This is a genomic window from Phormidesmis sp. 146-12 (assembly GCF_052939495.1).
Genome location: NZ_JBJPHS010000198.1, coordinates 1 through 6042 on the forward strand (window position 1 = coordinate 1; position 6042 = coordinate 6042).

At 48.8% G+C, this 6042-nt stretch carries 4 protein-coding genes; 2 read left to right on the forward strand and 2 right to left on the reverse strand.

Translation table 11 applies throughout. From position 1 onward, the window contains the following. Positions 1 to 105 precede the first annotated feature (105 nt). Positions 106 to 945: an oxygen-dependent tRNA uridine(34) hydroxylase TrhO gene (gene trhO / locus ACKFKF_RS34005; RefSeq protein ID WP_446871788.1), complete on the forward strand. Its 840-nt coding sequence runs from the start codon at positions 106 to 108 to the stop codon at positions 943 to 945. Between the two features lie 212 nt (positions 946 to 1157). On the opposite strand, the gene ACKFKF_RS34010 is transcribed toward trhO, so the two are convergent. Then, on the reverse strand, positions 1158 to 2636 hold the full coding sequence (locus tag ACKFKF_RS34010) for an APC family permease (RefSeq protein ID WP_446871785.1): 1479 nt from the start codon (positions 2634 to 2636) through the stop codon (positions 1158 to 1160). Positions 2637 to 2861: 225 nt separating this feature from the next. Here ACKFKF_RS34010 and ACKFKF_RS34015 point away from each other — a divergent pair, with 225 nt between their 5' ends. Further along, complete coding sequence (locus ACKFKF_RS34015) at positions 2862 to 4874, forward strand: potassium channel family protein (RefSeq protein ID WP_446871786.1); 2013 nt, start codon at positions 2862 to 2864, stop codon at positions 4872 to 4874. Between the two features lie 441 nt (positions 4875 to 5315). Here ACKFKF_RS34015 and ACKFKF_RS34020 read toward each other — a convergent pair. Beyond that, on the reverse strand, positions 5316 to 6042 hold a 727-nt coding region (locus ACKFKF_RS34020), incomplete at its 5' end, for an SDR family NAD(P)-dependent oxidoreductase (protein WP_446871787.1).

The window sequence follows — 6042 nt, forward strand, 5'->3', positions numbered from 1 at the left end:
TCAGTCAAGCGAAATCTAAAAAAGATGAAAAAGCACCTTGAAAGGGCTGGTCTAAAGTCTAAACTTTAGATTGATGGCAAGCGTGTATTAGAGAAGACCGTGAGAATGATGATCTGTGAAAAAGAACAGACTGTAGCTGCTTTTTATCAGTTTGTGCGGCTGCCTGATTTTGCTGAAAAAAGAGCGCCTTTGCTGTCATATTGTCTGGCGCAGGAGTTGAAGGGCACGATTCTTTTGGCGCAGGAAGGAATTAATGGCACGATCGCAGGATCTCAAGCGGCGATCGCAGCAGTTTTGCAATTTCTTAAAGCTGACCCTCGACTCGCTGATTTAGAAGTCAAACAGTCTGTGACGACATCGCAGCCCTTCGATCGCATGAAGGTCAAACTCAAAAAAGAAATCGTCACGTTGGGAATGCCGCAGATCGATCCCACTGAGCAAACCGGAACCTATGTAAAGCCACAGGATTGGAATGATCTGATTTCAGATCCAGAAGTGACGGTGATTGATGTTCGCAATCAGTTTGAGATTAAGATTGGCAGTTTTGAGGGGGCGATCGATCCCAAAACGGCATCTTTTCGAGAATTTCCTGAGTATGTCAAGCAGCTTGATCCCGACCAACACAAAAAGGTGGCTCTGTTTTGTACGGGGGGAATTCGTTGTGAAAAAGCGTCTGCTCTTATGCTGGCTCAGGGATTTGAGGAGGTCTATCATCTGCAAGGCGGCATTCTCAACTATCTAGAAGCGGTGCCTCCCGAAAAAAGCCTTTGGCATGGAGAGTGTTTTGTCTTTGATCAGCGGGTAGCGGTCGCGGAAGGAGTCACCGATGGAACTCATGAGATGTGTCGCGCCTGTGGGCATCCGATTTCTCAAGTTGACAAGGCTTCTGCTGACTACGAGATGGGCGTTTCTTGTCCTGATTGTGTCGATCGATCCACTCCCTAGAATGTGGAGTTAACGTGACATGAATTCGATGCAAGATTTTCGCTGCGTTGTTCACGGCTTCTGCCCCCAACCCCCCAATTTTGGGGGACTATCGGAGAGAATTCTGGTTCAAAGTGCCTCATTTGTGGGGAATTTAGGGGGCGTTCTCAGATCTGCAAGCGACGCGGAGAGGTTCATCGAACTACCGAGACTGAACGATCGCCCCAAACTTTCTACTCAAACGCTTCAGGAGCAGCGCTGTAGAAACTGCTTTGATATTTCCAACGGTAATAGAGCATCGGAAGAATCCCGATCGCAATCGCGCCAATACTTAGATAAACAACAGTACTCTCAAATTGAGTCAGTTGATAAATGCCAACGACTAACAAGAAAATCGCTGACGTGAATGGATAAATGCCCTTCATCAACAACGTTTGAAAGTTTTGGCGTAGTTGCCGACGATAGTACCAGGTGCAAGCAAACCCTGTCATCGCGTAATAAAAAGCCACCTGAACACCGATCGTTTGGATCAACCCCGCCATCAACTCATTAATCGTCGAGATCGAACTTGATGCCACTAACAAACTCAGCGCCAGCAAACTGATCACAAACGTTCCTAGCCAGGGGGTTTGAAAGGTTGGGTGAATCTCCTCAAAGCGGCGACTGATCACCCGATCGCGCGCCATCGAAAACAGGGTTCTAGAACATTGAGTGAGCTGAGTCTCGATCGTGCCCACCGTACTCACCAAAACGGCTAAAACCGCAATATTTCCCCAGGGACGCGGCAGCACCATATCGCCCAAAACGCCCAAAAGATTTGCCCCCGCTTTCTCAATCTGATCGGGTGTCATGCCCACCTGCACCAAAGCTTGAAACACTTGAAACAGCAGAAACACGCCCACCATCCCGATTACACCACTGTAACCCGGCGTAGAATTTGAGTTTTGCGTTTCTTCGGACACATTAGAGGAGACATCCCAGCCAAAATAGTAAAATGTCGCCACCAGCATTCCAGCCATAAACGTTTCAAGGTTGCCAAACTGCGTCGGAGCAAACCAACTCCAGGAAAATGGATTCACGGGATTGGCTGAGAATTTGACTAATGCCCCGATCGCCAGCGCTATCAGACTGATCACTTCAATCCCGGTCATGATTTTTTGAAATCGAGCCGCCAGACTCACGCCCATCACGGTAATGGTCGCCACACTGATGAGCCAAAAACTGCCGACGATCGTCGCTAACACAACATTTTCTGAAAGTGCTGTCGAAAACAATCCCAGCGTGGCTACTCCGATCGGGACGGCTGCGGCCGCCATAAAAATCGTACTTAAACTGAGAAACGTCCAGCCTGACAAAAAGCCAAGAGACGGTTTGAGCGTGCGACCGACCCAGGCATAGGAGGCCCCTGCATCCGATCGCCACTGGTTGAGATACATAAAAGCAAACGAGATGCCAAACATCGGAATCGCTGCATAGAGCAATGCGCCTGGGCCAGCCAGTCCGACAGCCGCAACGAGCGTGGCCGTAGTCGCATTTAATGAATAGGAGGGAGCCGATCCTGCAACGGCAAGCGTTACCGTATCGACCATCGACAGGGCATTGTGCTTTAACGCTTTTGACGGACTAATGGAGGCTTCGATCGTCATGTAGGTAGTCCCTTTAGTTTTACAGTCTGGAATGCTAGAATTTCCTCGCCTCAGCGCTGAGGGCATTCAATTCTTTCTCCATAGCGTTACAGAGATGGGAATGGGTAAATAGTATTCTTCATTACATAAATGCGAACGGCTCGATCGAGCAGAATTCATCGCTGCAATTGATTAAACAAATTTCTAAGGGATTGTAAGAGACATTTCTAGAGATTAATTTTTGTGTGTCTGCCCTAAACGCTCAATCGCCTGTCTAGACTGGATGCACACTCCCTTCTACTTCAACACAATATGACTTCTGAGAACCGCTTGAGCCTAGACTCAACTGCTTTTTTGGTGTGTGGATTGGGCGGACTGGGACAGTATTGTGCGATCGTGCTTAAAGAATTTGGCATCCAGGTTCATGCAATTGATCGGGTCGATCGCAGCGATTGGGATATTCCTGATTTGTCGGCGGCGATCGATCAGTTGGTCATTGGGGATTGTTGTCAGCCCAAAATTTTGGAGCAGGCTAAGATTCAGCAGTGTCGGGCGATTTTGTTGGTGACGAGTAATGAGCGGGTCAATATTCAGGCGGCGTTTGCGGCGAGGGCGGTCAATCCTGACATCAGGCTAATCGTCCGCTCAGATCAGCAAAATCTCAATCAGTTGCTGGGCGAACGGCTGGGAAATTTTGTGGCGTTTGAGGCGACTCAGCTTCCGGCTGCGGCCTTTGCGCTGGCAGCTTTGGGCGGAGAAACGCGCGGATTTTTTAATTTAGAAGGTCAACTGCTGCGCGTAGTGCGGGTGCAAATCGATCGCCATCATCGCTGGTGCGATCGCGCTCAACTACAAGAACTCAACACCTCAACTCGTCGAATTTTGGCTCATACGCGCAGTGGTAATCAGCCTGCCAAAGGCTTTTATAAATGGGAATCCGACACGAGAATTACAGAAGGCGATATGGTGGTGTATGTCGAAGCGATGGCAGAAAAGATAATTCCAGGAATGCAGGCTTCTAAGCGGCGATCGAGGCTGAGAGAATGGAGCGATCGCCTCAGTTGGAAAACGCTCAAACCCTGGCTACAACAATTTTGGGCAGATATTCAACAAACCCCCACTCAACAGGTTGCACTACTTTCTGGAATTACAATGTTCAGCTTATTCCTGATTGGTGCGCTGTTGTATAAACTTCAATATCCAGATCTCAATTTACAAGATGCCCTTAATGTATCTCTAGTTCTGATCCTCGGTGGTTATGACAACTTATTTGGACAACTCAAATTAGCGTTCCCGGTTCCAGTTTGGTTACATCTATTTAGCGTTGGCTTGACTGTGATCGGAACTGTCTTTGTCGGAATTCTCTATGCGTTGCTGACCGAGCGGGTTCTGGTTTCTAGATTTCAGTTTCTCAAGCGTCGTCCTCCTGTGCCAAAAGCGGATCACGTTGTCTTGGTTGGGTTTGGGCGAGTGGGGCAACGGGTGGCAAAGCTGCTGCAAGATCTCAAACAACCGATCGTCGGAATTCACAGCACCTCGCTGGAGACGAGTGTTTTACCCCAAATGCCGCTCATTGTCGGCAATCTAACGACGACTCTCAATCGCGCGAATCTGATGTCCGCCAAAAGCATCATTGCGGTGACCGACGACGAAGTAACTAACTTAGAAATCGGACTGATGGCCTATGCAGCCAATCCGACATTAAATCTGGTGATCCGCACGTTTGATCCTTTGTTTAGCGACAATGTAGCGCGGCTATTGCCCCATGCGAGAGTGTTGGGCGCGTATGCACTGGCGGCCGAAGCCTTTGCAGCGGCAGCATTTGGCGAAAATGTGATCAATCTATTTCGGCTTAACAATCAGACGATGTTAGTCACAGAATATCGAGTAGAGGCGGGCGATACGCTGACTGGATTTCTATTAGCCGAAGTCGCGTATGGCTATGAAGTCGTGCCAATTTTGCATCAAAAAAGAATGCAGAATTTTGCGAAACTCATGCCGCCTGATGATACGCATCTAGAAGAAGGCGATCGCTTAATTATTTTGGCCACACTAGACGGATTGCAGCGCATCGAGCGGAGCGCCCTAAAGCCGCGTCACTGGTTTGTGCAGGTAGAAAAAGCTTTCTCATCTGAGGCGGTGTTTGATGGCGGGGTCGCGATCGCTCGGATTTCTGGCTGTGAGATTGGACTGGCACGATCGCGCATGGCTCACTTACCCGGACTGTTTGACTATCCGCTTTACAAACATCAAGCCCAACGGCTCGTCAGCGAACTAAGTAAGGCTCAAGTTTTGGCTCATCTCGTTCACCAGAGACCAGATTAACGCGAATTTGATGGAAGTTGTTCGCTTCGTTGCTGAGATCTTCTGCCCCCACCCCCCACTTCTGCTGCCGTGTACACACAAGTCGATCAGTCTGTCATCGCTGAAATCCTTCGCCCCCTAAATCCCCCAAAAATGGGGGACTTTGAGCCGTCGTCATGGCTTTGAACTTTGGAAATCTTTCCTTGGTCAAAGTCCCCCAGACTGGGGGATTTAGGGGGCTGAAGCCGACTGAAACGAAGCGACAACGACTTGTGTGTACACGGTAGCAATTCTGGGGGTTTAAGAGAAGAACTCTGGTTCAAAGTCCCCTACAAGTAGGGGATTTAGGAGGCGTTCCCGGATCTACAAGCGAAGAGTTCATCAAACTAACATGGATTTAGGGAGGCGTTCTTGAGTCTGTAAGCGAAGAGTTTATCGAACTAATGCTCAAACAATCGGCTCTCAACGCTTTGCCAGCGCAAACTTCCAAAAATTAGCAACCGCCTCTCGTGGAAAAAACCGCGGCCAGTTGACCAACACCTGATTGAGTGGATTACCCGGAACGACGATCGCTTCTCGCTTTTCCAACGCATCCAGCGCATCTCGGACGACTGTTTTGGTGGGTGTATAGGTTCGAGAAACCAGGTCGATCAGATAAGAAGGAAAGCCTGCTTCGGCAAAAAACTTCGTTTCACTTGGGCCGGGACACACACCCAAAACGGTGACTCCATAGCTCCGATTTTCGGCAGAGAGCGACTCGCTAAGGCTGAGAATAAAGGCTTTAGTCGCCGCATAAATCGAGAAGTAAGGCATCGACTGAAAGCCCGCAACAGAAGATAGGTTAATAATTCCGCCCGATCGCCGTTGGCGCATTCCCTGCAAAAATCGATGAGTCAGATCCACCAATGCCAGAATGTTGAGTTGAATGATCTTGAGTTGAAGATCGCGATCGCTTTCGGCAAAATCACCATAGTCGCCAATTCCGGCATTGTTGATCAGCAAATCGATGCTGTGTCCCTGTTGTTGAACGGTGTCAAATACGATCGCCGCTGCATCCGGTTCCGTCAAGTCTTGAGCAATAATTTGAACTTGAATTTGATATTGAAGTTGTAGCGAGTCTGCTAGTGATTGCAGCTTACAGCACATTTCAGGTTTATAGAGTACAGTAACAACAGTCAGCAAACCAGTT